Genomic DNA, 26,300 nt, shown 5'->3' on the forward strand with positions numbered 1-26,300 from the left:
GTACGGGGCCGACACCGACCTCAACGACCACCACTTCCACTACGGGTACTACGTGGTGGGCGCGGCGACGCTCGCGGAGTTCGACCCCGCGTGGGCCGCGGACTCGGCGTACGGCGCGATGGTGGACACGGTCATCAAGGACGCGGCGAACTGGGACCGCGCGGACACACGCTTCCCGTTCCTGCGGGACTTCGACATCTACGCCGGCCACGACTGGGCGTCCGGGCACGGCGCGTTCGGCGCGGGCAACAACCAGGAGTCGTCGTCCGAGGGCATGAACTTCGCCAGCGGGCTCGTCCAGTGGGGCCAGGCGACGGGCGACAAGGCCGTCCGCGACCTCGGCATCTACCTCTACACGACGCAGGCCTCGGCGATCGAGAACTACTGGTTCGACACCGACGACGAGGCGTTCCCGGCCGCGTTCGGGCACTCGACCGTCGGCATGGTGTGGGGCGACGGCGGGGCGTACTCGACGTGGTTCAGCGCCGAGCCGGAGATGATCCAGGGCATCAACCTGCTGCCCAGCACGGGCGGTCACCTCTACCTCGGCTACGACCCCGCGTACGTCCGGCGCAACCTCGCGGAGCTGGAACGCAACAACGGCGGCCCGGCGACGGTCTGGCAGGACATCGTCTGGGAGTTCCAGGCCCTCGCCGACGCCCCCACCGCGCTCGCGCAGTTCCGCGCGCAGGCCGGCAGCTACACGGTCGAGGAGGGCGAGTCGCGGGCGCACACCTTCTACTGGCTCAAGAACCTGGCCGGGCTGGGCACGGTCGACCGGTCGGTGACCGCGAACACCCCGCTGCACGCGGTGTTCGTCAAGGACGGGGTGCGCACGTACCAGGCCGCGAACACGGGCTCCACGGCGATCACGGTGCGGTTCTCCAACGGCGTCACGCTGTCGGTGCCGCCGCGCTCGGTGGCGAGCTCCACCGGCTCGACGCCGGGGGACACCACCGCGCCGTCGGCGCCCGGCGGGCTGCGCGCCTCCGGGACGACCGCGGCGTCGACGACCCTCGCGTGGTCGGCGTCGACCGACGACGTGGGGGTGGCGGGCTACGAGGTGCTGCGCAACGGCGCCGTGGTCGGGACGACGAGCGGGACGAGCTACACCGCGACGGGGCTGTCGGCCTCGACGACGTACTCGTTCACCGTCCGGGCCTACGACGTGGCGGGCAACCGGTCGGCCGGCAGCGGCGCCGTCTCCGTGACGACCTCGTCCTCGGCCGACACGACCGCGCCGTCCGTCCCCTCCGGTCTCACGGCCTCGGGCACGACGTCGTCCTCGACCACCCTCGCCTGGTCGGCGTCGACCGACAACGTGGGGGTGGCGGGCTACGAGGTGCTGCGCAACGGCGCGGTCGTCGGGACGACGAGCGGGACGAGCTACACCGCGATGGGGCTGTCGGCCTCGACGACGTACTCCTTCACCGTCCGGGCGTACGACGCGGCGGGGAACCGGTCGGCCGCCGGCGGCGCCGTCTCCGTCACGACGCCGGGGACCTCGACGGGTCGTGACGCGACGTCGCGCATCGAGGCGGAGTCCTACGACGGCATGTCGGGCGTCAGCACGGAGGCCACGGCGGACACCGGCGGCGGCCAGGACGTGGGGTGGATCGCCCACGGCGACCACCTGCGCTTCGACGGGGTCCGGTTCGGCAGCACGCCGCTGCGCACGTTCAGCGCGCGCGTCGCGTCGGGCGCCGCCGACGGCGTGAGCGGGCTCGTCCAGGTGCGGCTCGACAGCCTCACCGGCCCGGTGGTGGGCAGCTTCGCGATCGCGAGCACCGGCGGCTGGCAGACGTGGCGGACCGTCCCGGCGAACATCACCGGCACCACCGGCACGCACACCGTGTACGTGACCTTCGAGTCGGGCCAGCCCGCCGACTTCGTCAACGTCAACTGGATCACGTTCGGCTAGAGACCCCGTGGGCGCGGCGGCCTTGCGGGAGGACCGCCGCGCCCACGGTCATGCCCGGGGCGACCCGCCTGCGGGTGCGCTCAGGTGGACGAGCGGACGACGACGTGGAAGACGTCGTCGGGGCGCGGCGGCTCGTCCGTGCCGTCGAGCGCGGCCATCACCGAGGCCGCGAGGTACGTCGCCTGGGCGTCGATCGCCTGCCAGACCGTCGTGAGCGGCGGGGAGGCGAGCCGAGCCGCCGGGACGTCGTCGACGCCGATCACCGCGACGTCGTCCGGGACGCGCAGCCCGGCGGCCCGCACGCCCGCCACGACGGCGAGGGCGACCTCGTCGTTGTACGCCGCGACGGCCGTGACGGGCTCGGGCGCGGACCGCCAGCTGCGGACGACGTCCGCCGCCGCGGCGACGTCCAGGCCCAGCGCGGCCGAGACCGGGGCGGCCAGGCCGAGCTCCTCGCACGCCGCCGCCACGCCGGCGCGGCGGCGGTCCGCGAACGGCGCGAGCCGCGCGTCGTCGGGTCCGGCGTAGGCGACGACCCGTCGACCGCGTGCGACGAGGTGCTCGACCTGGAGCCGCCCGATGGCGATCTGCGGTACGGAGAACGTGCCCGGGTCGGTGTTCGCGTCCAGCGTGCTGCCGACGACCTGAATGCCCGCCTGGCGCATGGCCCGCTCGTCGTCCGGCGCGAACGGCACGAGGCCGAGCACCGCGCGGGGCGTGACGGCGCGCCACAGGTCGGCGAGCGGCCGCGAGCCGCGGGCGTGGTGGACGAGCAGCGACAGGCCGCGGCCTGCGAGCTCGCCGGTCAGCTGGTCGAGCAGGGTGTCGATGACGGGCCCGATCGGCCAGTCGGGCAGCACGAGCAGCACGAGGTCGCTGCGCCCGCGTCGCAGCGCCCGCGCCGCGGCGGACGGCGTGTAGCCGAGCCGCGCGGCGGCCTCGCGCACGCGCTGGCGCGTCGCCTCCGGGATCGCGTCGCCGCCCTTGTCGTTGAGGACGTAGCTGACGGTCGTCCGGGAGACGCCGCTCTCGCGCGCGACGTCGGCGCTGGTGACCCGAGTCACGCGCGTGCCCGCGCTCAGGCGAGGTGGCGGAGCATGAACTCCGTCTCGGTGTCGCGCCCGCCCCGGGGGTCGCGCTCGTCGGACGCCGCGACGAGGGCGACGGTGTCCTCCAGACGCACCGGGTCCGGCAGGGAGCGGAACCGGGCGGCGGGGTCGGTCGCGCCCTCGACCGTGGTCTCGTCGCTCATCGGTGTCCCTCCTGGGGCCGGGTCGGGCCGCCTCCCGCGGCTGGTCACAGCGTAGGACCGGCGCACCCCCGCGGGGCCACCATCTCGCTGCTCGGTTGCCGCGCGCCGCCGGCCGGGGTGGAGTAGGTCCGTGCAGACCCCGGACGCCGCGTGACGGCCGTCGACCGCGCCTCCGTCGGCTTCCGCTCCGAGCGCGGGCCGGTGCTCGTCGCGCTCATGGTGACGACGGGCCTCGTCGCGATCGACGCGACCATCCTCGCGACGGCCGTGCCGACGATCGTCCGCGAGCTCGGCGGGTTCTCGTCGTTCCCGTGGCTGTTCTCCGTGTACCTGCTCACGCAGGCGGTCACCGTCCCGATCTACTCGAAGCTCGCCGACGTGTGGGGCCGCAAGCCGGTGGCCCTCGTCGGCATCGCGCTGTTCGGGGTCGGGTCGGTGCTGTGCGGCGTGGCGTGGTCGATGCCCGCGCTCATCGCGTTCCGCGCGGTGCAGGGGCTGGGCGCGGGAGCGGTGCAGCCGATGGCGGTGACGATCGCCGGCGACATCTACACCGTCGCGGAGCGCGCGAAGGTGCAGGGGTACATCGCGAGCGTGTGGGGCGTGTCCTCGGTCGTGGGGCCGACGCTCGGCGGGGTGTTCAGCCAGTGGGCCTCGTGGCGGTGGATCTTCTTCGTCAACGTCCCGCTGTGCCTGCTCGCCGCCTGGCTGCTGTGGCGGCGGCTGCACGAGGACGTCGAGCGGCGCGAGCACCGGATCGACTGGGCGGGCGGCGCGCTGCTCACGGGCGCGCTGAGCCTGCTCATCCTCGGCATCCTCGAGGGCGGCGAGGCGTGGGCGTGGCTGTCCGGGCCGAGCCTCATGGTGCTGGGCCTCGGGCTGGCGCTCCTGGTCGTGTTCCTGCTCGTCGAGCGCCGGGCGGTCGAGCCCGTGCTGCCGCTCGACCTGCTCTCGCGCCGCCTGCTGGCGACCACCGCACTGGTGTCCGTCGGCGTCGGCGTCGTCCTCATCGGGCTCACGTCGTACGTGCCGGCCTTCCTGGAGGCGCTGCTCGGCGCCACGCCCCTCGCGTCGGGCCTGACGCTCGCGCTGCTCACGATCGGCTGGCCGGTCTCGGCCTCGCAGTCCGGGCGGCTCTACCTGCGGTACGGGTTCCGGAAGACGGCGCTCGTCGGCTCGGCGGTCGTGGTCCTCGGGTGCGCCTGGCTCGTCGTCGCCGTGAGCCGGCCGTCGCTCGCCGCCGTGGGAGCCGGCTGCTTCGTCGTCGGCATGGGCCTCGGCCTCACCGCGTCGCCCACGCTCATCGCGGCGCAGTCGAGCGTCGACTGGGGCGAGCGTGGCGTCGTCACCGGGGCCAACCTGTTCGCCCGCTCGATCGGCTCGGCGGTCGGCGTCGCGGTGCTCGGTGCGATCGTCAACGGCGCGCTCGCCGGGCAGGACGCCGACGCGCAGCCGGAACTCTTCCAGGAGGGCGTGCGCGAGGCGCTGCTCAGCGTGCTCGTCGTCGCCGTCCTCATGCTGGCCGCGGCAGCCGCCATGCCGCGCGACCGTCCGGCGCGCTGACGGGCGGCGCGCCCGCCGACCGGCGCGCCCGCCGACCGGCGCGCTACTGCCGGTAGCTCGCGAGGAAGTTGCCGAGCCGCTCCACCGCGTCGGCGAGGACGCGTGCCTCCGGCAGCGTGACGATCCGCAGGTGGTCGGGCGTCGGCCAGTTGAAGCCGGTGCCCTGCACCAGCAGGATGTGCTCGCTCACCAGCAGGTCGTACACGAGGCGCGCGTCGTCGTGGATCTCGTGCACCTCGGGGTCCAGCCGCGGGAAGAGGTACAGCGCGCCGTCCGGCCGCACGCACGTGACGCCCGGGATCGACGTGAGCCCCGTCCAGGCGACCTCCCGCTGCTCGTGCAGGCGCCCGCCCGGAGCGACGAGCCCCGCGATCGACTGCACGCCGCCCAGCGCGGCCTGCACCGCGTGCTGCGCCGGCACGTTCGGGCACAGGCGCGTCGACGCCAGCAGCGTGATCCCCTCCAGGAACCCCTTCGCGTGGTCCCGGGGGCCGGTGATGACCAGCCAGCCCGAGCGGTACCCGGCCACCCGGTACGTCTTCGACAGCCCGTTGAACGTCAGGCACAGCAGGTCGGGGGCGACCGAGGCCATGGGGACGTGCTGCGCGCCGTCGAACAGGATCCGGTCGTAGATCTCGTCCGAGAGCAGCAGCAGGCTGTGCTCACGCGCGATCTCGGCGATGCCCTCCAGCACCGCGCGGCTGTACACCGCGCCGGTCGGGTTGTTCGGGTTGATGACGACGATCGCCTTGGTCTGCGGCGTGATCTTCGCGCGGATGTCCTCGAGGTCCGGCTCCCAGCCGTTCTCCTCGACGCACCGGTAGTGCACCGGGCGGCCGTCGGACAGCGACGTCATGGCCGTCCACAGCGGGTAGTCCGGCGAGGGGATGAGCACCTCGTCGCCCTCGTCGAGCAGCGCCTGCATCACCATCGTGATGAGCTCCGAGACGCCGTTGCCGAGGTAGACGTCGTCCACGTCGATGGCCGGGAAGCCGGGCTCCGTCTCGTACCGCGTGACCACGGCGCGGCGCGCCGACAGCACGCCCTGCGACTCCGAGTAGCCGTGGGCCTGCGGCACCGCCGCGATGACGTCGCGCACGATCTGGTGCGGCGCCTCGAACCCGAACACCGCCGGGTTGCCCGTGTTGAGCTTGAGCACGGCGTGGCCCTCTGCCTCGAGCCGGGCGGCCTCCTGCAGGGCCTTGCCCCGGATCTCGTACAGGACGTGCTTGAGCTTGGAGGACTGGTCCAGCGACCGCAGCGGCATGCCCGCAGCGTAACCGCGGGCCCGGGCGCCTAGGACGAGCGCTCGCGGGCCGGGACGCGCAGCCCGCTGGCCCGCAGCCGCCGGATCAGCTCGTGGGCCGAGACCGGCACGGCCCCCAGCCGGACGAGCTCGTCGTAGCGCGCGTCGGGGACGTCGTAGTGGTCCAGGTCGAACCCGCGCTCCGGGATGCCGGCGCGACGCGCGAAGGCGTGCAGCTCGTCCAGCGACGCGTCGCTCACGAGGTGCGCCCAGAGCATGCCGTGCCGCGGCCACATCGGCGGGTCGACCAGCACGCTCACGCCCGCCAGCGTAGGCGCCGCGCGGCGTCCGCGCGGTCCGGGGCGTGCGCGCGCCGGCGGCAGGACTCCTACGTCGTCGTGAAGAGCCGCGACGCCTGCGCCTCGGCGTCGGCGTACGTCGTCGCCGCCGCCTGCATGGCCCGGCCGATCTGGCCGAGCGACTCCTCCAGCCGCGCCTGCGTGGCCGTCCAGTCCGCGAGCACCCCCGCGAAGGCGGTCGCCGCCGACCCGCGCCACGTGCCCTGCAGCTCCGTGAGCTGGCGGTGCATCGCGGCCACCTCCGACCGGATCGTCGCCGCGCGCGCCGTCACGGCACCCGCCGCCGACGCCACGTGCGCGCTGTCCACCTCGAACCGCGTCATCGCTGCCCTCCCGCTGCCTGCCGGGCGGCTCTCGCCCGGGACCACGGACGCTAGGCGCGGCGGGGCGGGTCAGGGGCGCGCGGCGGGAGCGCCCGGGACGGGCGACGCGGAGCCGGAGCCTGGGGACGGCTCGGCACCGTCGCCGTGCTCGGCCTCGATCCGCGCGAGCTCCTTCTCCAGGCGCTGCAGCTCGGCCGAGACGTTCTGGCGTGCGGGCTCCTCCCACATCGCGCCGAGCGGCGACGAGAACAGCGTCGGCCGGGCCAGCAGCTTGCGCAGGATGCGCACGCGGGCCCGCACGTAGTCCTCGGTGGGCAGGTGGGCGTACTCGGCGCGCACGTCGTGCAGGTAGGACTTGTAGCGCTGCGGCTCCGACGCGAGCATCGCGAGGTCGGCGTCGCAGAGCACGGCGCAGTCGAAGTCGGACGGGTTCGGGGCGTGCCGCACGAGCGCGACGACCAGGTCGTGCACCCGCGACGCCCGCTCCGGCGGCACGCCGAGCGCCGTGAGCTCGTCGCGCGCGAGCGCCGCGCTCGCGGCCTCGTCCTCACCGCCCTTGGCGGCGTACGCCTTGCGCTCCGCGGAGTCGAAGATCGCCCCGTGGTACCAGGCGGCGAGGCGGACGAGGTCGGGCTCGTGCGTCTCCTCCGAGAGCTCGTCGACCCGGACGAGGACGTCGACGAGGTGCTTGAGGTTGTGGAAGTCGCGCCCGGGAGCCGTCCACCGGTCGATCAGCGCCTGACCGACGTCCTTGATCTGCTCCGGCGAGGCCGTGGCACCGGCTCCCACCGCGCTGCGGTAGAACGCCGACAGCAGCCACTGGGGTGCGTCGTGGACGCCCATGTATCGACCTTACGACGACGACGAGGACGCGCCATCGTACGTGACGGGCGCGCCGCCCGTGCCCGGTTCGTCACCGGGCTGGGCACCGGGCTCGGCACCGGGCTCGGCGACGGGCTCGTCGCCCGCGGGCGCCTCCCACGACGGGACCTCGACGCGCACCGTGGTGCCGCCACCGTCCGTCCGCGCGATCCCCACGACGCCGCCGTGGGCCTCCACGATCGCGGCGACGATCGCCATGCCGAGGCCGGCGCCGCCGCCGGACGCGCGACCGCGCGAGGCGTCCACCCGGTAGAAGCGCTCGAACACCCGCGCGGCGTGCTCGGGCTCGATGCCGGGGCCGTGGTCGCGGACCTCGACGACCCCGCGCCCGTCGCGCACGCCGACGGCCACCTCGACGGGCGTGCCGGGGGGCGTGTGCTGCACGACGTTGCCGACGAGGTTCGCGAGCACCTGCCGCAGCCGCGCCTCGTCGCCGTCGACCGGGCACGGCGCGACCCGCCCGCCGGCCTCCAGCGGCTCGACACGAGCGGGCCGGCCGGGGTCGAGGGCGTGCAGGTCCGCCACGGCGTCCGCCGCGAGCACCGTGAGGTCGACGGCGCCGCGGTCGAGCGGGCGGCCCTCGTCGAGCCGGGCGAGCGACAGCAGGTCCTCGACGAGCACGCCCATGCGCCGCGCGGAGTCCTCGATGCGGCGCATGGTGTCGTCCACCTGCTCGGTCGTCGTCAGCGCGCCCATCCGGTAGAGCTCGCCGTAGCCGCGCACCGCCGCGAGCGGCGTGCGCAGCTCGTGCGACGCGTCGGAGACGAAGCGCCGCATCCGCGCCTCGGAGGCCGTCCGCACGGCGAACGCCTGCTCGATCTGGGCGAGCATGGCGTTGAGCGCGGCGGACAGCCGCCCGACCTCGGTGTGCGGGGGAGCGGGCGGGACCCGCTGCGAGAGGTCGCCCGCCGCGATCGCCTCCGCCGTGGTCTCGATCTCGCGCAGGGGGCGCAGCGAGCGGCGCACCGCCCAGCCGCCCGCCAGCACGCCGACGAGCAGGATGGCGCCGCCGCTGAGGACGAGCACCACCACCATGTCGTGCACCGTGTCCTGCGCCCCGCCCAGCGGAAGCGCGATCGCGACGGAGCCGACCACGCGCCCCGAGAAGCGGTCGGCGACGGGCAGGACGACCATCCGCCAGCGGGCGCCGTGGACGGTGGAGCCGACGGTGAAGGGCTCGCCGGCCTGGGCCGCGACCTGCGCGTCCGTCAGGGTCGGCACGGTCGGCAGCCCGTACTCCGTCACGACGGAGCGGCTCGCCCACTGCTGCGGCTCCGAGCCGGACGCGCTGATCTGCACGTAGTAGTCCGACGGGGCGCGCTGGTTGGTGCCGCGGTCCTCGAGGCCGTCGCCGTTGACGAGGTCGTCCGCGAGCGCCTGCCCCTCGTCCTGCAGCTTCTCGTCCACCTGCGCGACGAGCGTGCGGCCGAGCAGCGCGCCCGCGACGAGCCCGGCGACGAGCAGCCCGACCCCGAGCAGCACGGTCGTGATGCCGACGAGGCGGGCGCCGAGCGGCACGTCGGCCCACCAGCGCGCGACGCGGTCGCGGCCGGCGTCCCAGGGCCGGCGCGGCGCGGGGCGCTCGGGCGCGTGGTCCGGACCCTGCTCGGGCGCGTGGTCCGGACCCCGCTCCGGCCCCTGTTCCGGGCCTCGTGCCGGACCGGGCGCCCGCTCGTCGCTCACGACTGCTCGCGCAGCAGGTACCCGACGCCGCGGCGGGTGTGGATGAGCGGCGGAAGCCGCCGGCCGTCGGCGTCGGTGAGCTGGTCGATCTTGCGCCGCAGGTAGGAGATGTACGACTCGACGATGTTGGCGTCGCCGCCCCAGTCGTACTGCCAGACGTGGTCGAGGATCTGCGCCTTGGACAGCACCCGGCCCGCGTTGAGCATGAGGTAGCGCAGCAGCTTGAACTCGGTCGGGGACAGCTCCACCGGGTGCCCGGCGCGGCGCACCTCGTGCGAGTCGTCGTCGAGCTCGAGGTCGGCGTAGCGCAGCACGCTCGCGTCGTCGTCCACCGCCGGCGCCGTGCGCCGCAGGATGGCGCGGATGCGCGCGACGACCTCCTCCAGGCTGAACGGCTTGGTCACGTAGTCGTCGCCGCCGACCGTCAGCCCCTGCACCTTGTCCGCGGTGTCGTCGCGGGCGGTGAGGAACAGCACCGGCATGTGCTGGCCCTTCTCGCGCAGCCGGCGGGTGACGGTGAACCCGTCCATGTCGGGCAGCATGACGTCGAGCACGACGAGGTCCGGCTCGGTGTCGCGGGCGAGCTTGAGGGCGCCGTTGCCGTCGGCGGCGGCGTGCACCTCGAAGCCGGCGAACCGCAGCGAGGTCGCCAGGAGCTCGCGGATGTTCGGCTCGTCGTCGACGACGAGCAGGCGCGCCTCGGGCTCGGTCATGACCCCAGTGTGTCCCCGCTCGCTGGGAGTCCGCTGGGTGCCGGCTGCACGCGCGCACGGCGTGTCGGCCACGGCGCGGCGGTCGGCGCCGTCGGGGCCGGCGGGAGCGGGTGAGATGTCGGCGGAACCGGTCCGGACGCCCGTCCGGGTCGTTGTACCGTCGGGCGCGTGACTGCCGACCGCAGCGGCGCCCCCCGCGCCCGTGCCACCGTCGTCCAGAGCTCGCCCGACGTCCCCCTCGACCGCCTCGAGGGCTGGCTCGCCGAGCTCGACGTCCGCCTCGTCCGCGCCGACCGCGGCGAGGCCGTCCCCCCGCTCGACGAGGTCGGCGACGCGCTCGTCGTCCTCGGCGGGCACATGAGCGCGTACGACGACGAGGCCGCGCCCTGGCTGCCCGCGCTGCGCGCGCTGCTCGCCGACGCGTCGCGCGCGGGCGTCCCCACGCTGGGGATCTGCCTCGGCGCGCAGCTGCTCGCTGTCGCGCGCGGCGGTCGCGTGCAGGTCGCCGCGCCGCCCGGGCCCGAGGCCGGCGTCGTCGACCTGTGGTGGCGCCCCGAGGCGGCCTCGGACGCGCTCGTCGGTCCGCTGGTGGCCGGCCTGCCCGGCCCGGCCGACCGGCGCTGCGCGCCCCAGCCGACGCTGCACTCGGACGCGGTCGTCGACCTGCCTGCGGGCGCGGTGTGGCTCGCGTCCTCGAACCAGTACCCGTACCAGGCGTTCCGCGTCGGCTCGGCGTGGGGCCTGCAGTTCCACCCCGAGGCCTCGGCGGCCACGCTGCGCGGCTGGGCCGAGTGGGACGGCACGGTGGACGTCGAGGACGTGCTCGCGCAGTACGAGCGGCGTCAGGACGAGTGCGTCGCCGTGGGCGCGACGCTCGTCGCGTCGTTCGTCGACCTCGTGCGCGAGCGCACGGCCGCCCGCGTCTCCGCCTGAGCGCGGCGACCGCGCCCGGCCCGTGCCGTCCTACCGCGTCCAGGCGTTCGTCGGGCTGCTCCGGCCGGGCACGTCCGCGCCGGACCTGCTGCCCGACGCCGTGCGCGTCGCGAGCGGGCTGGTCACGGTCGAGGCGCACGACCTGGCGGTCGTGCGCGGGCAGGCGCGGGTGACGGTGCGGTTCCAGGCCGACGACGACGCGACGGCCCGGCGCGCGGGGTGGGCGGTGCTGCACCGCCTCGACGAGCTCGCCGAGATCGAGGGGCGCAGCGTCACCCGGCGCTTCGGGAACCGCTGGCACCCCGTCCGCACCTGAGGCGCGCGGGGGAGCCCGCCGCCGTCAGGGGCGGACGTCCTCCGCGTCGACGATGCTGTAGGCGTACCCCTGCTCGGCGAGGAACCGCTGCCGGTGGGCCGCGAACTCCTGGTCCACGGTGTCGCGCGCGACGACCGTGTAGAAGTGCGCGGTGCGGCCGTCGGCCTTGGGCCGCATGATCCGCCCGAGCCGCTGGGCCTCCTCCTGGCGCGAGCCGAACGAGCCCGAGACCTGGATGGCGACCGCCGCCTCCGGCAGGTCGATGGAGAAGTTCGCGACCTTGCTGACGACCAGCTTGGAGATCTCGCCGGCCCGGAACGCGTCGAACAGGCGCTGGCGCTCGCCCACCGGCGTCTCGCCCGTGATGACGTCGGCGCCGATGTGCTCCGCGAGCTCGTGCAGCTGGTCGAGGTACTGGCCGATGACGAGCGTCGGCTCGCCCTCGTGGCGCGCGACGAGCTGCTCGACGACGCGGTTCTTGCCGCCCGCCGTCGCCGCGAGCCGGTAGCGGTCCTCGGGCTCGGCGGTGGCGTACGTCATCCGCTCGCCGTCGGGCAGCGTGAGCCGCACCTCCACGCACTCGGCCGGCGCGATGTAGCCCTGCGCCTCGATGTCCTTCCACGGCGCGTCGAACCGCTTCGGGCCGATGAGGCTGAACACCTCGTCCTCGCGGCCGTCCTCGCGCACGAGCGTCGCCGTGAGGCCGAGCCGGCGGCGCGCCTGCAGGTCGGCGGTCATCCGGAAGATCGGGGCGGGGAGCAGGTGCACCTCGTCGTAGACGATGAGCCCCCAGTCGCGCGCGTCCAGCAGCTCGAGGTGCTGGTACACGCCCTTCCGCTTCGTCGTGAGCACCTGGTACGTCGCGATGGTGACCGGGCGGATCTCCTTGCGGGCGCCCGAGTACTCGCCGATCTCGTCCTCCGTCAGCGACGTGCGCCGCACGAGCTCGTCGCGCCACTGGCGCGCGCTCACGGTGTTCGTCACGAGGATGAGCGTCGTCGTCGACGACCGGGCCATCGCGCCCGCGCCGACGAGCGTCTTGCCCGCGCCGCACGGCAGGACGACGACGCCCGAGCCGCCGTGCCAGAAGCCCTCGACCGCCTGCTCCTGGTACGGCCGCAGCTGCCAGCCGTCCTGCGCGAGCGCGATCGCGTGCGCCTCGCCGTCGACGTACCCCGCGAGGTCCTCCGCGGGCCAGCCGAGCTTGACGAGGACCTGCTTGAGGTGGCCGCGCTCGGACGGGTGCACGACGACGTCCGTCTCGTCCACGCGCGCGCCCAGCAGGCCCGCGGTGCGCTTCGAGCGCATGACCTCGGCGAGGACGGCGGCGTCGAGCGCGTGCAGGACGAGGCCGTGCACGGGGTGCTGCACGAGCTGGAGGCGGCCGTAGCGGGCCATCGTCTCCGCGACGTCGACCAGCAGCGCGTGGGGGACCGGGTAGCGGCTGTACTCGAGCAGCACGTCGACGACCTGCTCGGCGTCGTGGCCGGCCGCGCGCGCGTTCCACAGCCCGAGCGGCGTCAGCCGGTAGGTGTGGACGTGCTCGGGCGCGCGCTCGAGCTCGGCGAACGGCGCGATCGCGCGACGGCAGGCGTCGGCCTGGTCGTGGTCGACCTCGAGCAGCAGGGTCTTGTCGCTCTGGACGATGAGGGGGCCGGACATGGGGGCGGGTGACCTCCGCAGGTAGGGAACCGTCCACCCTCAGCATCGCAGGCCCCCGCGGCATTCCCGCGGGGGCCTGCGTGAGCCGGCGGGCGGTGCCCGGCCGACCGTGGAGCGGAGGCTCAGGCGGCCGCCGGCACCGCCCGGATCGCGGAGTCGAGCGCCTCCGCCGCGGCGGTGATGTACGTGCGGGAGACCTGGCCGGGGTCGAACCCGACGGCGCGGACCCCGGACTCGTCGGCGTGCTCGTGCGCGAGCGCCGCGAGCAGCGGGGCGGCGTACGGGCCGCCGAAGCCCAGCAGGGCCGCGGCCACCTCGTCGGAGACGCCCGACTGCGTGACGACGGACTCGACGGACAGCCCCAGCGCGCCGATGACGCCCGAGAGCAGCCCGACCGTGTAGCCGACGTCGTCGCCGGCCATCTCTCGCGTCGCGAGGGCGCGGGTCACGACCGTCCAGAGCAGGTCCATCGGCGCGGCGGTGTCGGCGAGGGCCGCCGACGAGACGACGGTGGACAGCCGGCGCGGGCCCAGGATCGCCACGGCCTGCGTGAGCGAGTCGATGTGCCGGCGCATGCCCGTCGCGCCGGAGTTCACGGTGCGCAGCACGCGCATCGACAGCTCCGGGTCCATGGAGACGAGCCGGACGATCTCGGCGTGCTCGGGCAGGTCGAGGGACAGCAGGCGCAGGAGCTGCATGTGCACGGCGGCGCCCGCGCTCATGGTGCGGTCGCCCTCCTGCAGCGGCGAGCCGACCAGCGGCGCCTGGACGAGCGCGACGCCCAGCTCGCGGGCGAGGGTGCGGCGCTCGGTGTTGTCCGCGCGCCGGCCGATCACGTGCACGCCGTGCTCGTGCACCATCGCGACGAGCTCGGCGACGCGCTCGTGCGGCTGGCGCAGGTCGACGACCGCGAGGTCCGCCTGGTCGAGCAGGGCGACCTGGGTGTCGAGCCCGCTGAACGAGCCGAGCGCGATGCCGTGGCCCGCGCCGCGCAGCTGCGCGACGTGCTCGGCGGCGCCGGCGAGCCGGCTCGAGCCGGGGGAGACGTCGACGACGAGGCGCGCGGGCACCGGCGGCAGGGGCGCGTCGCCGCGCACCATCGCGTCCGTCGCGCCGAGCAGCGTGGTCGCGCCGCCCACGAGCTGCGCGATGTCGATCCGATCGAACTCCTCGGAGACGAGGCGGTCCTCGGCGGCGGGCGTCAGGAGGCTCTCCGACAGCACGCGGGCGTGGACCGAGTAGCCGAACAGCGAGCCGTCCGGGTAGGTGACCGCCTGTCGTCGGATGACCACGGGTCCATTCATGCCGCCCCAGCTCCCTGTCGTTCGTCACGGCCGTGCCCCCGACCTATCGGCAGGGCGGGCCGCGACGTGAGGGGTCAGCCGAGGGGTGCGCGCAGGGGCCAGTCCTCGTCGAGCACGACCTGCTGGGCCGTGCCGGCCTCGACGTCCACGACGAGCGGCGCCAGGAGGTTCGCGGTGGCGGGCGCGTCGGCGGTGGGCGGGTGGACGACCACGAGCACGCAGCGGTCGCCGCCGGGCGGCAGGGTCGGGGCGTAGCCCTCGAAGTACGCGTCGGGGTCGACGACGAAGAGGCGGACGGGCGGGCCGTCCTGCGAGCGCAGCGTGAACAGCGACGGTGCGTCCTCGACCGGCTCGAGCCGGTACGTCGTGCTCCCGCCGATCCCCGGCAGGGGCTCGGTCAGCCGCAGCGTCGAGGGCAGCGTCGCCGCCCCCACGGTCACCGTCGTGTCCATCACCGGAGGAAGTCCAGCAGAGTCGGCTGCAGAACCTTGGCCGCCGCGCCGAGGGCGCCCTGGTAGGCGACCTCCTGCGTCTGCAGCTCGAGGATCACCTCCGCGAGGTCGATGTCCTCGATCGACGACAGCCGGGACTTCGTCTCGACCTGCTGCGCGGTGAGCGTCTCCTGCGTCTGCAGCACGGTCTTGTGCCGCGCGCCGACGCTCGCGAGCTCGGTGAGCATGGCGCCCATCCGGTCGTCGACGGCGGCGAGGTGCGTGGTGGGGTCGCCGCCGGCGCGCAGCGTCGCCGCGATGTCGTCCAGCAGCGCGAAGACGGAGCCCGTGCCGGTGCCGAAGACGGCGGCGCCGTCCGCGTCGACCCGCACGGACGAGGTCGGGCCGATCGGGCGCTCGACCGTGCCGCCCGGGGTCCCGGACCACGCGTAGGTCGTCGCGTCGAACGCCTCGTCCACCGAGGTGCCCGCGAACACCGACCGCCCGACGTACGTCGCGTTGGCCTGCGAGAGCAGCGTGTCGCGCAGCGACTCCACCTCGTCGGCCAGCGCGTCCTTCGACGTCTGGCCCATGGCGCCGCTGCCGCCCTGGACGACGAGGTCGCGCGCCCGGCGCAGCGAGCTCAGCGAGCCGGTGATCGCGGTGTCGACGGTCTGCAGCCACGAGGCGGCGTCGGCCGCGTTGCGCTGGTGCTGCGTGCTCGCGTTCTGCTCCGTGCGCAGGCGCAGCATGTCGGAGGCGGCGGCCGGGTCGTCGGACGGCAGGTTGACCTTCTTGCCGCTCGACATCTGCGTCTGTAGGTCGGCCATGGCGCGCAGGTTGGTCTGCAGGTTGGCGAGCGTGCTGCGCTGCACCGTCAGGTGCGTCACCCGGGAGATCATGCGTCCTCCTACCGGCCGACCACGCCGGTGCGGTTGATGAGCGTGTCGAGCATCTCGTCGATCGCGGTGAGGACGCGGGCCGCGCCCTCGTACGCGCGCTGGAACGCGAGCATGTCGACGGTCTCCTGGTCGGTGTCGACGCTGGCCTGCGCGAGCTGCTGCTGCTCCGCGGTGGAGCGGGCCGCCTCGGCGACCTTCGCGCGGGACGCCGCGCTGGACGTGCGCACGCCGAGGTCCACGACGACGGCGTTCCAGCGGGCGTCGGGGCCGTCCTCCGCCGTGCCGAGCCGGCCGATCGCGTGGCCGACCGAGCCGTCGAGCGCGCCGGCGCCGGACGTCGCGACCGCGACGTCGGCCGGGTCGGTGACCGCGACCGTGAGGCCCTGGGCCGCGGGGCGCCCGGCGGCGAACGTGAAGAAGGCGCCGCCGGGGTCGCCGGCCGTGGTGAGGGCCGGGCCGTGGAGCGCGTTCACCTGGTCGGCGAGCGTGCGAGCGAAGTCGTCGTAGCGGGCCGCGGTCTCGGCGAGCACGCCACCCGTGCCGCCGGCGGCGGCGGGCGCGAGGACCGACAGCAGCCCGGCGACGCGGCCGCCCGAGAGCGCGGCGTCCTGGTCCGGACGGTCGGCCCACACGACGGCGACGGCCTGCGGCGGGGTGCCGGTGACCTGGCCGAACGACGTCGCACCCGCGACCGCGAGGGCCGACGAGCGGCTGCCGCTCACGAGGGCGTTGCCGCCGACGAAGACGTCGATGCCGCCGTCCGCGCGCACGTCCGACGTCGCGCCGACGAGCTCCGACAGCTGCGTGACGAGCAGGTCGCGCTGGTCGCTGAGCTCGTGCGCGTTCGCGCCCGACGCCGTGATCGCGGCGATGCGGCCGTTGAGGTCGGCGATGCTCTCGGCCGCGGCGTTCACCTGGTCGACGAGCGCGACGGTGGAGGACCGCGTCTGGGTCCACTGCGTCTGCACCGCGCCGTAGAGCGTGCCGAGGCGGTCCGCGACGGCGCGGGACGACTCGAGCAGCACCGCCCGGCTCGCCTCCTTGCCGGGGTAGTTCGCCACGTCCTGCCAGGCGGCCCACATCGTCGAGAGGGTGCCGGACAGGCCGGTCGCCTTCGGCTCGCCCGTGGACGACTCGAGCTGGGCGTACGCCTCGGCGCGGGCCGCGAGGAACGAGGAGCTCGACGTGGCGACCCGGAGCTTCGTGTCGAGGAAGACGTCGGCGAGCCGGTCGACGCTGCCGATGCGCGTGCCCTGGCCGACGCCGTTGCTGGTGGAGAACATGGAGGGCACCTGCGCCGCCGAGACGGAGGAGAACGTGACGCGCTGGCGGGTGTAGCCGTCGGTGTTCGCGTTCGCGACGTTCTGCCCGGCCACCTCGAGCGCCTGGCGCTGCGCGATCAGCGAGCTCAGCGCGGTGCCGAGTCCGGCGAACGTGCTCACGGTCGTCCTCCTGTCGCGCGTCGCGCGGGTCGTGTGGGGCCTGCGTCCTCGTGCCGGTCGGTGCCGTCGGCGGCGTCCGGCGAGGACCTGTCGGGTCCGGTCAGGGCATCCGGTCAGAGCGTACGGTCGACGAGCAGCGCGCCGGCGTCGCCGCCGGAGGACCGTCCCGTGTCGTCGTAGGTGTGCACGTCGTGCAGGGACGCGAGCGTCTCCTGCGTCGCGCGGTGCGACATCGCGAGGAGCTCGCGGTTGCCGTCGGCGAGCTGGGAGATCTCGGCGGTGAGCGCCGCGAACCCCTGGCGGTGCTGCAGGAGCAGCTCGTCCCACGGCGCGGGCGCGGCGGCGGCGAGCTCGGCGAGGCTGGCGCCGTCGGGCAGGCCGAGCCGTGCGCAGGCGGCGCTCGCCTCGACGGCGCGGGCGAGCTCGGACTCGCGGATCTGCGCGAGCACGCTCTCCACCTCACGGGTCGCGTGGGCGAGCCAGCGGGTGCGGCCGCTCGTGAGGAGCAGCTGCTCCTCCTCGAGCTTGAACAGCAGCAGCTCGAGCAGGGTCCGCTCGTGCCACAGGACCTCGGACAGCTTGTCGAGCGTCATCCGGTCACCTCCTTCGTCGTGCCGCACCGCGGGGGCGCGGACGACCTGTCGCTCGCATCTATCGGCAGCGGCGCCGAGATGATGAACGGTCGCGGGATCGCTCCCACCATTGTTCCGTCGCCGAGAACGCGCTGGAAGTACCTGGCGCCCAGCATGTGGACCGTGGTAAGCGCTTCCGACCTGGACACTTGTCCGGAAACATGCGGGCTGCTCCGGTCGGGTGTGATCTGCATCACATACCCTGTCGAACCGCTTCGACCGGTCGAGTGTCTATGACTGCTGTCATGGCAGGTCACAGCGCCTGGCGCGAATGTCAAGTTCGGACGTATCGATTCGAATCGCCGCTGGGCCGGTTTACCGAGGACGTGGAGTATCAGATTCAAGCCAGGGGCAACGGGCGCCGACGGCACTGTCGTGAGCACGGACATCGATCGGGACGCCCTCGTCCTCGAGAACCTCGCCCTCGTCGGGTACGCCGTCAGCGAGCTGCTGCGCCGGGTGCCGCCGACGGTGACCCGGGACGACCTCGCGTCCGCCGGCAGCCTGGCCCTCGTCCTCGCGGCGCGGTCCTACGACCCGGCCACCGGGGTGCCCTTCGCGCGGTACGCCTCGCTGCGGATCCGCGGGGCGCTCGTCGATGCGCTTCGGTCGATGGACTGGGCCAGCCGCGGCGCCCGCCAGCGGGTGCGCGAGCTCCAGCACACGACCGAGCAGCTCACCGGCGCGCTGGGCCGCCCGCCGTCGCGGCAGGAGATCGCGTCCGCGATGGGCACCGACGTGCACGCGGTCGACGAGACGCTCGGCGACGCGACGCGCACGGTGCTGTCGCTCGACGTCAACGACGGCGTCTCGATCGCCGACCTCGTCGTCGACCGCGACCGGACGCCGGAGCAGGCGCTGCTCGCCTCCGAGCGGGTGCAGTGGCTCGCCGCCGCCGTCGACGTGCTCCCCGAGCGGCTGCAGGTCGTCGTGCGCGGCATCTACCTCGAGGACCGCTCGGTCGCCGAGGTGGCCGACGAGCTCGGCGTGACCCAGTCGCGTGTCAGCCAGCTGCGCACCGAGGCGCTCGCGCTCCTGCGCGACGGCCTCAACACGCACTTCGACCCGGAGCTCGTCCCCGCGGCCGAGCGCCCGGACGGGGTCGCCGAGCGCCGCCGCCAGGCGTACTTCGCCGCCATCGCGAGCCGCACGGCGCAGCGCGCGTCGGCGCAGCGCCTCTCCTACGTGCCCGAGCCGGCCCCGGCCGCGGACACCCGCACGGGCGCGCGCACGCACCAGACCACCGCGTGAGGGGGGCCGGCGAAATCTCTCGCCGGAACTCCTCAGCACCGGCCGACCGCGCCCGATCGACAGGGCGTGCCCACGGATGGGCCGGCCAGGACCCGACTCAAGGAGGAAGATCAACATGGGTCTCTCGATCAACCAGAACATCGCGGCGCTCAACTCGTACCGCAACCTGTCGAGCACGCAGAACGACCTGAGCAAGTCGCTCGAGAAGCTCTCGAGCGGTCTGCGCATCAACCGTGCGGCCGACGACGCGGCGGGCCTCGCGATCTCCGAGGGTCTGCGGTCGCAGATCGGTGGCACGAAGCAGGCGGTGCGCAACGCGCAGGACGGCATCTCCGTCGTCCAGACCGCTGAGGGCGCGCTCACCGAGACGCACTCCATCCTGCAGCGCATGCGCACCCTGTCCGTCCAGGCGGCCAACACCGGTGGCCTGTCGGAGAGCGCCAAGACCAACATCCAGGACGAGATGGAGCAGCTCAAGACCGAGCTGACCCGCATCTCGGACACCACGCAGTTCAACGGCACCAAGCTGCTGGACGGCTCGTACAACGGCTCGTTCCAGGTCGGCGCCAACACCTCGGCGTCCGACAAGATCGACGTCAAGCTCAACACGGTCGCCATGGGCGCCGCCGGCCTCGGGGTCGACGACGTCAGCGTGAACAACGTCAAGGCGGCCGCGGGCGGCGCGATCACCGCGCTCGGCGCCGGTGACGGCTCGACCGCGGACACGGCGCAGACCGTGACCGTCGACGGCACGGCCTACACGGTCCGCGCCTCCACCACGGACGGCTCCGCGGCGGCCATGACGAAGGCGCAGATCGCGTCCGCGCTGACGACGGCCGGTGCCGCCGACGGCGTGGCGGCCTCGGTCGACACGGACGGCAACCTGGTCGTGACGAAGGCCGGGCACGACGGCGCCCTCACGGTGTCCTCGACGGCGGGCATCGGCTTCACGGCCGACACCGACCTCGCGGTCGACGGCGTGGCCGGCGACGCGGACGCGGCGATCAACGCGATCGACAAGGCCATCACGACGGTCTCGTCGGTCCGCTCGCAGCTCGGTGCGGTCCAGAACCGGTTCGACCACACCATCAACAACCTCAACGTCGCGGTGGAGAACCTGTCCGCGTCGGAGAGCCGGATCCGCGACACGGACATGGCCCAGGAGATGGTCGCGTTCACCCGCTCGCAGATCCTCTCGCAGGCGGGCACCGCGATGCTGGCGCAGGCCAAGTCGCTCCCGCAGAGCGTGCTGCAGCTCCTGCAGTGACGCCCGCGTGACCCGGGTACCGGGTGCGTGACCGTGATCCTCCGTCGTCGGTCGCGCACCCGGTGCCCGTTCCGGGACGCCGTCCGGCGTCCCCTCGGCCCGATGACGAGGAGGCGGCCATGGGCTCGACGATCGACGGACTGGTCAGCGGTCTGAAGACCACCGACCTCATCGACAGCCTCATCACCCTCCAGGCCGGCACGCAGTCCCTCCTCAAGGCGAAGCAGGGCACCGCGAGCTCGCTCGTCACGGCGCTCCAGTCGCTCAACACGAAGGTCGCGTCGCTGGCCGAGCAGGCCGCGAAGACCGCGAAGGCGTCCTCGTGGGACGCGGTGAAGGCCACGTCCTCCGCTCCCGGCGTCTCGGCCACCGTCGCCGACGGCGCCCAGCCCGCGAGCCTCAACCTCCGGGTGACCGCGGTCGCGGCGTCGCAGACCTCGCTCGTCACCCTGCCCTCCGCCGGCGAGCTGGGGGCCAAGCCCTCGTTCACCGTGACGCGTGGCGGGCAGACCACCACGGTCACCGCGGCCACGGGGGCGATGGCCGACGTCGTCGCCGCGTTCAACGAGTCGGGCACGGGCGTGCGTGCCACCGCGATCAAGGTCCCCGACCTGGACGCGCAGGGGCAGCCCACCGGCACCACGTCGTACCGTCTGCAGCTCACCGGCACCGAGACCGGCACGGCGAACGCCTTCACCGTCGCCCTCGCCGGTGCCGACGGCGCGCAGCCGCTCGCGCTCGAGACCACCCGGTCGGCGTCCGACGCGGCGATCACGCTGTTCGCGGGCACGGCCTCGGCGCGGACGCTCACCTCGTCCAGCAACACGTTCGACGACCTCATGACCGGGGTCGACGTCACGGTGTCCGCGGTGACGGCGTCCGACGCCTCCGACGTGACGCTCACGGTGGCCTCGGACGGCGCCGCGCTGCGGTCGCTCGGGTCCAACCTCGTCTCGAACCTCAACCTGGTGCTCAACGAGATCGGCTCGCGGACGAAGTCGACGACGTCGACCGCCGCCGACGGGGGCACGGTCGTCACCGGCGGCCTGTTCTCCGGCGACGCCACCATCCGCTTCCTCCAGCAGACGCTGCAGTCCGAGGCCTCGGCCCCCGTGGGCGGCGTCTCGCCGGCCGACGTCGGCGTCGTCATCGGCAAGGACGGCACCTTCACGTTCGACCAGGAGAAGTTCGACGCGGCGCTCGCCGCGGACCCGGCGAAGGTGCAGACCATCCTCACGACGGTGGCCGACCGCCTGGCGACGACCGCCAAGGGCGCGTCCGACACCGGCACCGGCAGCCTCACCCTCACGATCCAGTCGCAGCAGTCGCTCGTGAAGGACCTCGGCACCCGCATCTCGGACTGGGACGACCGGCTCGCCGCCCGCCGCGAGTCGCTCGTGCGGACCTATGCCGCGCTCGAGACCAGCCTGTCCAACCTGAACTCCCAGTCGAGCTACCTCGCGAGCCAGATCGCGGCGCTCACCTCGCAGCAGAGCTGACGCGCCACCCCGAGGAGGACCCATGTACGACGCCCGCTCCGCCTACGTCGCCACCGCGGTCGAGACCGCAGCGCCGGCCCGCGTGATCACGCTCCTGTTCGACCGCCTGCTGCTCGACGTGGACCGCGCCGCCACGGCGCTGGCCGCCGCCGACGCGCCCGGCGCCACCGGCCACCTGCAGCACGCCCAGGACATCGTCGCCGAGCTGATGTCCAGCCTCGACGAGCACGCCTGGGACGGCGGCCCGGGCCTGATGTCGCTGTACGGCTACCTCTTCTCCACCCTCGTCGAGGCCGGCGTGCACGCCGACGCCGAGAAGGTCGCGGAGTGCCGCTCGATCGTCGCCCCGCTCGCCGAGGCGTGGCACGGGGCGGCCGCCTCGCTCACGCAGACGGCGCCCGCCCCGGCGCCCGCGGCGTCCGGGCTGCTCGGGGTCGGATGACATGGGCGCGGCGACCGTGCAGGACGTGTGGGTCGAGCGCTGGCACGCGGCGCTGACGGCGCTCGAGCTCGACGTCGACGCCGCCGAGGAGCTGCTGCGCGTCGCCCACCTGCCGGACGTCGCCGAGGTCGCGCGGGTCGCCGCCTGGCGCCCGCCCTCCGACCTGGGCCCGCTGCCCGCGCCGCTGCTGGTGCGCGCCCAGGCGCTGCTCGACCGCCAGCTCGACGTGGCCCGGCGCACCGCCGAGGCCGCCGCGGTCTCGCGCCGCCACCTCGCGGCGACGCAGGCCCTGCGCCCGGCCGTCGCCGAGGTGCCCGTGTACCTGGACGCGCAGGGCTGACGCCCGGCCCCGGCGAACCGCCCGCGCCGCTCGTCCTCCGAACGGGTGAGCCGCCAGGTCCGGCCGGCAGAAACCCTCACGGCCCGGCACCGCCCGCCGATGGGCGGGTCGAGCACGGATCGCTCGACCCTGAGGCCACGGAACGGCCGCCCCCTCTCGTGGATGAGGCGAACCTCGTGGGCCTTTTCGACTCCGTGAGCTATGTCGCGGTCGGTTCCGCGCTCGACGCGCTCGCGCTGCGGCAGCGCGCCATCGCGGACAACGTCGCGAACCTGCAGACCCCCGGCTACCGGGCGCGCGTCGTCGACTTCGAGCAGGCGCTCTCGCGTGCGGTGGCGACGGGGTCGGGCGACGCGTCCGCCGCGGTGAGCCGTTCGCTCGCCGCCACGCGGGAGGACGGCAACAACGTCGACCTCGACGAGCAGACGCTGCTCAACGTCGAGACGAACCTGCGCTACCAGCTCGCGACGCAGGCCGCGTCCGGCCAGTTCAGCTCGGTCCGCGCCGCGATGAGGACGAGCTGATGGGCATCTTCGGCGCCATCGGCATCGCGGGATCCGGCCTCACCGTGCACCGCGCGTGGCTCGACGCGGTCTCCGACAACCTGGCCAACCTCTCCACGGTCCGCCCGACGTCCGAGGCCGCGTTCCAGGCGCGGTACGTCGTCGCGCAGGAGACCCCGGGCGAGGAGGGCGGCGTCCGCGTCGCCGCCGCCGCGTTCGGCTCGGCCGAGGGCCGGCTCGTGCACGAGCCCGGCGCCCCGCTCGCCGACGAGCAGGGGTACGTGCGCTACCCGGACATCGACATGTCGAGCCAGATGACGCAGCTGATCATGGCGCAGCGGGGGTACCAGGCGAACGCCGCCGTCGTCGACCGCGCCAAGGAGACCTACACCGCAGCCCTGCAGATCGGACGGTCCTGATGCCCGCCCCCGTCGCCGCCGTGGGAGCCGTGGGCTCCGCGGCCGCCGCCTTCTCCGTCGCCCCGACCACGGCGGCCGGAGCCGCCGGCGCGTCCGGTGCGTCCGCCGCGAACGGCGCCGCCTTCGGCTCGGTGCTCGGCTCGATCGACTCGCTGCAGCAGCTGCAGTCGCGCTCGTCGGACCTCGCGGTCAAGGCCGTCACCGGTGACCTCGAGAACGTGCACGACTACACGATCGCCGCGGCCGAGTCGTCGCTCGCGCTCGAGCTCACCGCCGCCGTCCGGAACAAGGCCGTCGAGGCGTTCACCGAGATCATGAGGATGCAGGCCTGATGCCCGCCACGATGCAGGCCGCCGTCGGGCGGCTCACCGACGCCGTCAAGCAGTTCTCGGTCGCACAGCGCACGCTCGTCGTCATCGGCATCGCCGTCCTGCTGCTCGGCGGCGTCGCGCTCTCGTCCTGGCTCAGCCGGCCGGCCCTGAGCCCGCTGTTCACGAGCCTGTCGGGCGCGGACGCCGCGGCGGTCGTCGACGAGCTCGACGCGCAGGGCATCTCCTACCAGCTCGCCGACGGCGGCTCCACCGTGCTGGTGCCCGCCTCGCAGCTGTACACGCAGCGCATCCACCTCGCCGCGGCCGGCATCCCGGAGAACGCCGACGGCGGCGGCTACTCGCTGCTCGACGACATGCCGATGACCTCGAGCGAGTTCCAGCAGCAGAAGACCTACCAGCGGGCGCTGGAGGGCGAGCTCGCCAAGACCATCGGCGCGATGGACGGCGTCGAGAGCGCGACGGTGCGCCTCGCGATGCCGGAGGAGACGGTCTTCACCGACGTCAAGCAGGAGCCGACGGCGTCCGTGTTCGTCCGCACGCGGGCCGGCAAGGAGCTCACCACCGACCAGGTCGAGGCCATCACCCACCTCGTCTCCGCCGGGATCCCCGACATGACGACGACGGACGTCTCGGTGGTCGACGCCTCCGGGAAGGTCCTGTCCGCGGTGGGCGCGGGCACGACGGGCACCGCCGCCGGCGAGGCGAGCGACTACGAGACGCGGGTAGCGGCGTCCGTCCAGCAGCTGCTCGACCGGGTGCTCGGCGCCGGGCGGTCGGCGGTCACGGTGACGGCCGAGCTCGACTTCGACGAGAGCCAGCGCACCACCGAGACGTTCGGCTCGACCGAGGGCACGCCCCCGCTCGCGTCGTCCACCAAGACGGAGAGCTACAACGGCACCGGCGGCACCGCGACCGGCGTGCTGGGGCCCGACACGGACGTGACCGGCCCCTCCTCGACGACGGACGGCGGGAAGTACACCTCGAAGTCGGAGGACGTGACGAACGCGGTCAACAAGACGACCGAGGTCGTGAAGGCTGCCCCGGGCTCCGTCGAGCGGCAGTCGGTGGCGGTCGTCGTCGACGCCAAGGCCGCCGCCGCGATCGACCTCGTCGAGCTGCAGGCGACGATCGCCGCGGCCGCGGGCATCGACACCGAGCGCGGCGACACCCTGGCGCTGCAGGCGGCGCAGTTCGACACCTCCGGCGCGGAGGCGGCGGCCGAGGCGCTCGCCACCGCCGACGCGGCGGCGAAGGCGCAGGCGCAGCAGGACCTGCTCAAGCAGGCGGGGATCGCCGGCGTCGTGCTGCTCGTCGTCATCGTCCTCGTCGTCGCCGCGGCCCGCCGCTCGCGCCGCTCGCGCCGCGAGGCCGTCGACCTCGGCATGCTGCCGGTCCTCGACGGCCCGGGCGGCGCCGCCGCCGCGATCGAGGGCGTCGACGCCGACGACCTGCCGGTGCTGCCGCCGGCGCCCCTGCCCACCACGCCCGACCCCGTCGCCGTCAAGCGCGCCGAGCTCTCGGCGCTCGCCGACGAGCAGCCCGAGGAGGTCGCCGACCTCCTGCGCAGCTGGCTCGCCGTCCCGAGCGGGCGCCGCTGATGACCGTCGCCCTGCCCGGCCCGCAGAAGGCCGCGATGCTGCTCGTCCAGCTCGGCCGCGACCGCGCGGCGCGCGTCATGCAGTCGCTCGACGACGCGGAGATCGAGGAGCTGACGGCCCAGATCCTGCGGCTCGACCGTGTCGACCAGGCGCTCGCCGACGCCGTGCTCGAGGAGTTCTACGACGCGTCCGTCGTGGGCTCGGGCGTCGGTGGCGGGCTGGGCCTGGCCCAGCAGCTGCTGGAGGCGTCGCTCGGCGCCGAGCGCGCGGCCGACGTCATGGAGCGCCTGCAGGTGCACCTGGCCGGCCAGCCGTTCGAGTTCCTGCAGCAGGCTGACGCCCGCCAGGTCGTGTCGCTGCTGTCCGGCGAGCACCCGCAGGCGATCGCCCTCGTCCTGGCGCACCTGCGCCCCGACCACGCGTCGGCGATCCTGGCCGGCCTCGAGCCGGCCCTGCAGGGCGAGGTCGCGCACCGCATCGCCCTCATGGAGCGCGCGTCGCCCGACGTCGTCGCCGTCGTCGCCGAGCAGCTGCAGCGCAAGGCGTCGACCGTGCTGGCGCCGCGCGAGCTGGCGGCCGTGGGCGGCGTCCAGCCGCTGGTCGAGATCATCAACCGCGCCGACCCGACGACGGAGAAGGCGATCCTCGAGGGCCTGGCCTCGCGCGACGAGACGCTCGCCGAGGAGGTCCGCAGCCGGATGTTCGTCTTCAACGACATCGTGCTGCTCGAGGACCGGGCGATGCAGATGGTGCTGCGCCAGGTCGAGACCCCCGAGCTCTCGCTCGCGCTCAAGGGCGTCTCCGACCCCGTGCGCGAGACCGTGCTGCGGAACCTGTCGGAGCGGGCGCGCGAGAACCTCGTCGAGGAGATCGAGATGCTCGGCCCCGTGCGCCTCTCGCAGGTCGAGGAGGCGCGCGCGGGCATCGTCCAGGCGATCCGCAAGCTCGAGGAGAGCGGGCAGATCGTCATCCGCCGCGAGGGCGAGGACGAGTACGTTGCCTGAGACGATCGAGCTGCCCGCGCTCGGCGCCGCCGCGGCGGCCGACGAGCGGGCGCGTGCCGAGGGGTTCGCGGCGGGCTACGCCGC

At 74.3% G+C, this 26,300-nt stretch carries 28 protein-coding genes; 14 read left to right on the top strand and 14 right to left on the bottom strand.

The window, feature by feature from the left end; genetic code table 11:
• The coding region (locus HGCM_RS17290; protein ID WP_040398976.1) for a glycosyl hydrolase at positions 1 to 1,921 on the top strand (1,921 nt) is incomplete at its 5' end.
• Between the two features lie 80 nt (positions 1,922 to 2,001).
• On the opposite strand, the gene HGCM_RS06465 is transcribed toward HGCM_RS17290, so the two are convergent.
• Both HGCM_RS06465 and HGCM_RS06470 read right to left on the bottom strand, forming a co-directional pair.
• Positions 2,002 to 2,985: a LacI family DNA-binding transcriptional regulator gene (locus HGCM_RS06465; RefSeq protein ID WP_019136042.1), complete on the bottom strand. Its 984-nt coding sequence runs from the start codon at positions 2,983 to 2,985 to the stop codon at positions 2,002 to 2,004.
• A gap of 14 nt (positions 2,986 to 2,999) precedes the next feature.
• On the bottom strand, positions 3,000 to 3,173 hold the full coding sequence (locus HGCM_RS06470) for a hypothetical protein (protein WP_019136043.1): 174 nt from the start codon (positions 3,171 to 3,173) through the stop codon (positions 3,000 to 3,002).
• 150 nt (positions 3,174 to 3,323) lie between these two features.
• Here HGCM_RS06470 and HGCM_RS06475 point away from each other — a divergent pair, with 150 nt between their 5' ends.
• Positions 3,324 to 4,733 carry an MDR family MFS transporter gene (locus HGCM_RS06475; protein WP_019136044.1) on the top strand — a complete coding sequence of 470 codons (1,410 nt, stop codon included), beginning with the start codon at positions 3,324 to 3,326 and terminating at the stop codon, positions 4,731 to 4,733.
• Between the two features lie 43 nt (positions 4,734 to 4,776).
• Here the strand turns inward: HGCM_RS06475 and HGCM_RS06480 are convergent, their stop codons facing one another.
• The 6 genes from HGCM_RS06480 to HGCM_RS06505 all read right to left on the bottom strand — a co-directional run bounded on the left by HGCM_RS06480 (position 4,777) and on the right by HGCM_RS06505 (position 9,939).
• Entirely contained in the window at positions 4,777 to 6,000 is a 1,224-nt protein-coding gene (locus HGCM_RS06480; RefSeq protein ID WP_019136045.1) for a pyridoxal phosphate-dependent aminotransferase, read from the bottom strand.
• Positions 6,001 to 6,029: 29 nt separating this feature from the next.
• Positions 6,030 to 6,299, bottom strand: coding sequence for a DUF4031 domain-containing protein (locus HGCM_RS06485; RefSeq protein ID WP_019136046.1), 270 nt, complete (start codon positions 6,297 to 6,299; stop codon positions 6,030 to 6,032).
• Between the two features lie 68 nt (positions 6,300 to 6,367).
• The gene (locus tag HGCM_RS06490; protein ID WP_019136047.1) at positions 6,368 to 6,661 is read right to left on the bottom strand and encodes a WXG100 family type VII secretion target; all 294 of its coding nucleotides are present in this window, start codon (positions 6,659 to 6,661) and stop codon (positions 6,368 to 6,370) included.
• Between the two features lie 69 nt (positions 6,662 to 6,730).
• Positions 6,731 to 7,504, bottom strand: coding sequence for an HD domain-containing protein (locus tag HGCM_RS06495; RefSeq protein WP_019136048.1), 774 nt, complete (start codon positions 7,502 to 7,504; stop codon positions 6,731 to 6,733).
• Positions 7,505 to 7,513: 9 nt separating this feature from the next.
• Entirely contained in the window at positions 7,514 to 9,226 is a 1,713-nt protein-coding gene (locus HGCM_RS06500; protein ID WP_019136049.1) for a sensor histidine kinase, read from the bottom strand.
• Positions 9,223 to 9,939, bottom strand: coding sequence for a response regulator transcription factor (locus HGCM_RS06505; RefSeq protein ID WP_019136050.1), 717 nt, complete (start codon positions 9,937 to 9,939; stop codon positions 9,223 to 9,225). Before HGCM_RS06505 ends, HGCM_RS06500 begins: the two co-directional genes overlap by 4 nt.
• Positions 9,940 to 10,107: 168 nt before the next feature.
• Between HGCM_RS06505 and HGCM_RS06510 the strand changes: the two genes are divergently transcribed.
• Positions 10,108 to 10,872 (top strand): type 1 glutamine amidotransferase, encoded by a 765-nt coding sequence (locus tag HGCM_RS06510; protein WP_019136051.1) that lies wholly within the window; start codon positions 10,108 to 10,110, stop codon positions 10,870 to 10,872.
• A 22-nt stretch (positions 10,873 to 10,894) separates the two neighbouring features.
• Entirely contained in the window at positions 10,895 to 11,188 is a 294-nt protein-coding gene (locus HGCM_RS06515; RefSeq protein WP_019136052.1) for a hypothetical protein, read from the top strand.
• Between the two features lie 24 nt (positions 11,189 to 11,212).
• On the opposite strand, the gene HGCM_RS06520 is transcribed toward HGCM_RS06515, so the two are convergent.
• The 6 genes from HGCM_RS06520 to flgN form a co-directional block, all read right to left on the bottom strand.
• Complete coding sequence (locus HGCM_RS06520; RefSeq protein ID WP_019136053.1) at positions 11,213 to 12,850, bottom strand: DNA repair helicase XPB; 1,638 nt, start codon at positions 12,848 to 12,850, stop codon at positions 11,213 to 11,215.
• 122 nt (positions 12,851 to 12,972) lie between these two features.
• Positions 12,973 to 14,154, bottom strand: a complete 1,182-nt coding sequence (locus HGCM_RS18770) for an EAL and HDOD domain-containing protein (protein ID WP_147572719.1) — start codon at positions 14,152 to 14,154, stop codon at positions 12,973 to 12,975.
• Positions 14,155 to 14,228: 74 nt separating this feature from the next.
• A complete protein-coding gene (locus tag HGCM_RS06530; protein WP_019136055.1) occupies positions 14,229 to 14,606 on the bottom strand; it encodes a flagellar assembly protein FliW in 378 nt (125 codons plus the stop codon).
• Entirely contained in the window at positions 14,606 to 15,487 is an 882-nt protein-coding gene (gene flgL / locus HGCM_RS06535) for a flagellar hook-associated protein FlgL (protein WP_019136056.1), read from the bottom strand. Before flgL ends, HGCM_RS06530 begins: the two co-directional genes overlap by 1 nt.
• A gap of 8 nt (positions 15,488 to 15,495) precedes the next feature.
• A complete protein-coding gene (gene flgK / locus HGCM_RS06540) occupies positions 15,496 to 16,929 on the bottom strand; it encodes a flagellar hook-associated protein FlgK (protein ID WP_019136057.1) in 1,434 nt (477 codons plus the stop codon).
• A gap of 113 nt (positions 16,930 to 17,042) precedes the next feature.
• Positions 17,043 to 17,522: a flagellar export chaperone FlgN gene (flgN, locus tag HGCM_RS06545; RefSeq protein ID WP_019136058.1), complete on the bottom strand. Its 480-nt coding sequence runs from the start codon at positions 17,520 to 17,522 to the stop codon at positions 17,043 to 17,045.
• A gap of 414 nt (positions 17,523 to 17,936) precedes the next feature.
• Here flgN and HGCM_RS17300 point away from each other — a divergent pair, with 414 nt between their 5' ends.
• The 10 genes from HGCM_RS17300 to fliG all read left to right on the top strand — a co-directional run bounded on the left by HGCM_RS17300 (position 17,937) and on the right by fliG (position 26,216).
• Positions 17,937 to 18,812 (top strand): sigma-70 family RNA polymerase sigma factor, encoded by an 876-nt coding sequence (locus tag HGCM_RS17300; RefSeq protein ID WP_019136060.1) that lies wholly within the window; start codon positions 17,937 to 17,939, stop codon positions 18,810 to 18,812.
• 76 nt (positions 18,813 to 18,888) lie between these two features.
• The gene (locus HGCM_RS06560; protein WP_246119437.1) at positions 18,889 to 20,079 is read left to right on the top strand and encodes a flagellin N-terminal helical domain-containing protein; all 1,191 of its coding nucleotides are present in this window, start codon (positions 18,889 to 18,891) and stop codon (positions 20,077 to 20,079) included.
• Positions 20,080 to 20,198: 119 nt separating this feature from the next.
• Positions 20,199 to 21,578, top strand: coding sequence for a flagellar filament capping protein FliD (gene fliD, locus HGCM_RS06565; RefSeq protein WP_019136062.1), 1,380 nt, complete (start codon positions 20,199 to 20,201; stop codon positions 21,576 to 21,578).
• A gap of 22 nt (positions 21,579 to 21,600) precedes the next feature.
• Complete coding sequence (fliS, locus tag HGCM_RS06570) at positions 21,601 to 22,020, top strand: flagellar export chaperone FliS (protein ID WP_019136063.1); 420 nt, start codon at positions 21,601 to 21,603, stop codon at positions 22,018 to 22,020.
• A gap of 1 nt (position 22,021) precedes the next feature.
• Entirely contained in the window at positions 22,022 to 22,360 is a 339-nt protein-coding gene (locus tag HGCM_RS06575) for a hypothetical protein (RefSeq protein ID WP_019136064.1), read from the top strand.
• 176 nt (positions 22,361 to 22,536) lie between these two features.
• Positions 22,537 to 22,884: a flagellar basal body rod protein FlgB gene (gene flgB / locus HGCM_RS06580; RefSeq protein ID WP_019136065.1), complete on the top strand. Its 348-nt coding sequence runs from the start codon at positions 22,537 to 22,539 to the stop codon at positions 22,882 to 22,884.
• Positions 22,884 to 23,282 (top strand): flagellar basal body rod protein FlgC, encoded by a 399-nt coding sequence (locus HGCM_RS06585; RefSeq protein ID WP_019136066.1) that lies wholly within the window; start codon positions 22,884 to 22,886, stop codon positions 23,280 to 23,282. Before flgB ends, HGCM_RS06585 begins: the two co-directional genes overlap by 1 nt.
• On the top strand, positions 23,282 to 23,614 hold the full coding sequence (gene fliE, locus HGCM_RS06590; RefSeq protein ID WP_019136067.1) for a flagellar hook-basal body complex protein FliE: 333 nt from the start codon (positions 23,282 to 23,284) through the stop codon (positions 23,612 to 23,614). Before HGCM_RS06585 ends, fliE begins: the two co-directional genes overlap by 1 nt.
• The gene (gene fliF, locus HGCM_RS06595) at positions 23,614 to 25,212 is read left to right on the top strand and encodes a flagellar basal-body MS-ring/collar protein FliF (RefSeq protein ID WP_019136068.1); all 1,599 of its coding nucleotides are present in this window, start codon (positions 23,614 to 23,616) and stop codon (positions 25,210 to 25,212) included. Before fliE ends, fliF begins: the two co-directional genes overlap by 1 nt.
• On the top strand, positions 25,212 to 26,216 hold the full coding sequence (gene fliG, locus HGCM_RS06600) for a flagellar motor switch protein FliG (protein ID WP_019136069.1): 1,005 nt from the start codon (positions 25,212 to 25,214) through the stop codon (positions 26,214 to 26,216). The genes fliF and fliG overlap by 1 nt, the downstream gene beginning before the upstream one ends.
• Positions 26,217 to 26,300: the final 84 nt, after the last annotated feature.

The sequence above is a fragment of the Cellulomonas massiliensis JC225 genome (assembly GCF_000312005.1).
Taxonomy (GTDB): domain Bacteria; phylum Actinomycetota; class Actinomycetes; order Actinomycetales; family Cellulomonadaceae; genus Cellulomonas; species Cellulomonas massiliensis.